Below are 1,534 nucleotides of genomic sequence, written 5' to 3' on the forward strand. Positions count from 1 at the left end.
CTAGGGCGCGTATCGAAAGTAGATCTTGGTGATGGGCTCGCCTTACTTCGCAGGTAATCGTCTCGGCGTGCCTGCACAGGCAGGATTGGCGATCTCTCCGCGTCGCAGGACGCGGACCAGGACGGAGAGGCCAGCCATGTCCATAGCCGCACTTACGAACACGCGCACTGTGGTGGAGGAGTTGCTGCGCAGGATCGCCGAGGGCGACCCCGAGCACATCGCCGAGATGTATGCCGAGCAGGGCGATTGGAAGCTCGACTGGCCGGAGGCCGAGCACGGCCGTACTGCCACGCCGTGGATCCGTCACCGGTCCTCGCGGGCCGACGCGGCCGCCCACTATCGCGAGCTTGCCGAGTACCACGTGGCGGAGGACGTGGCGACGGAGGTCGAGCGCATCCTCGTCGACGGAAACGACGCGGTCGTGCTCGGTGAGATCCGTCAGACCGCCCGGCCCACCGGACGTGCGTATCACGCGCGGTTCGCTCTGCATCTCACCGTCGAAGATGGCCTTGTCACCCGGCACCATGTCTACGAGGACAGCCTCGCCGTCGCCCAGGCATTCGAGGCCGACAATCGGTGAGGGGCCACCAGGGCGATCGTGAAGATGTTGGTCACAGCCACTCGTTGATGGCTGCGATGAGGACCGTGGCCTCGTAGCGGACCGCGAGCTTGTCGTATCTCGTGGCCACAGCACGGTGCCTTTTGAGGCGATTAATGCCGCACTCGACCGCGTGCCGAGCCTTGTAGTCCTCGGCGTCGAATGTGGGTGGCCGACCGCCGCGAGAGCCGAGCTTCTTGCGGTTGCGGGCCTGGTCGGCCTTGTCCGGGATGGTGCAGCGGATGCCGCGTCGGCGCAGGTAGGCGCGGTTCTTGCGTGAGGCGTACGCCTTGTCGGCGCGGACCCGGTCGGGCCGGGTGCGCGGGCGGCCGGAACCCGGGCGGGCGACGCGGACTCTCTTCAGGACGGACTCGAATTGGGGGGAGTCGCCGCGCTGTCCGGCGGTGATCACGATGGACATGGGCTTTTGCCCCTGCTCGACGGCCAGGTGCAGCTTGGTGGTCAGGCCGCCGCGCGAGCGTCCGAGACCGTGGTCGTCCGGCTCGACGGTGATACCGCCGGGCGGCTCGGCCTGGAGGTCCCCCTTTTCCTCGCCCCGGCGGCGTGCTGGTGGGCCCGGCACACGGTGGAGTCGATGTTGAGGTCCCAGGTGATGAGTTCCTTGGCGTCGGCCTGGGCCTGCAGAGCGTTGAAGATCCGCTGCCAGGTGCCGTCCCGCTGCCAGCGGCGGAAGAGGTCGTACACCCGGGCCCAGGGCCCGTACCGGTCCGGCACGTCCCGCCACGGCACACCCGTGCGGGTGCGAAACCGTATGCCGTCGATCAGCTGGCGCCTGGTCCATATCGGCGGACGGCCCGGCTTCTTGCCCCGGGGCAACAACGGCTCCAGGCGGGCCCACTGCGTATCCGTCAGATCTCCACGTGCCACGAAGCAAGATCATCTCACCTCAAGATCCGCTTTCGATACGCGCCCTAG

General features: G+C 67.7%; 2 protein-coding genes. One reads left to right on the forward strand and one right to left on the reverse strand.

Going from position 1 to position 1,534, the window contains the following annotated elements; all coding sequences use genetic code 11:
* The first annotated feature begins 136 nt into the window (after positions 1 to 136).
* Positions 137 to 580 (forward strand): nuclear transport factor 2 family protein, encoded by a 444-nt coding sequence (locus tag E2651_RS43125; RefSeq protein WP_135336717.1) that lies wholly within the window; start codon positions 137 to 139, stop codon positions 578 to 580.
* Positions 581 to 611: 31 nt separating this feature from the next.
* Here E2651_RS43125 and E2651_RS43130 read toward each other — a convergent pair.
* A protein-coding gene (locus E2651_RS43130; RefSeq protein ID WP_245239560.1) for an IS5 family transposase occupies positions 612 to 1,486 on the reverse strand; the annotation gives its coding sequence in 2 pieces (ribosomal slippage) (positions 612 to 1,096 and positions 1,096 to 1,486; 876 coding nt in all).
* Between the last annotated feature and the right edge of the window lie 48 nt (positions 1,487 to 1,534).

Source organism: Streptomyces sp. MZ04, assembly GCF_004684775.1.
In the GTDB taxonomy this organism is placed as follows: domain Bacteria; phylum Actinomycetota; class Actinomycetes; order Streptomycetales; family Streptomycetaceae; genus Streptomyces.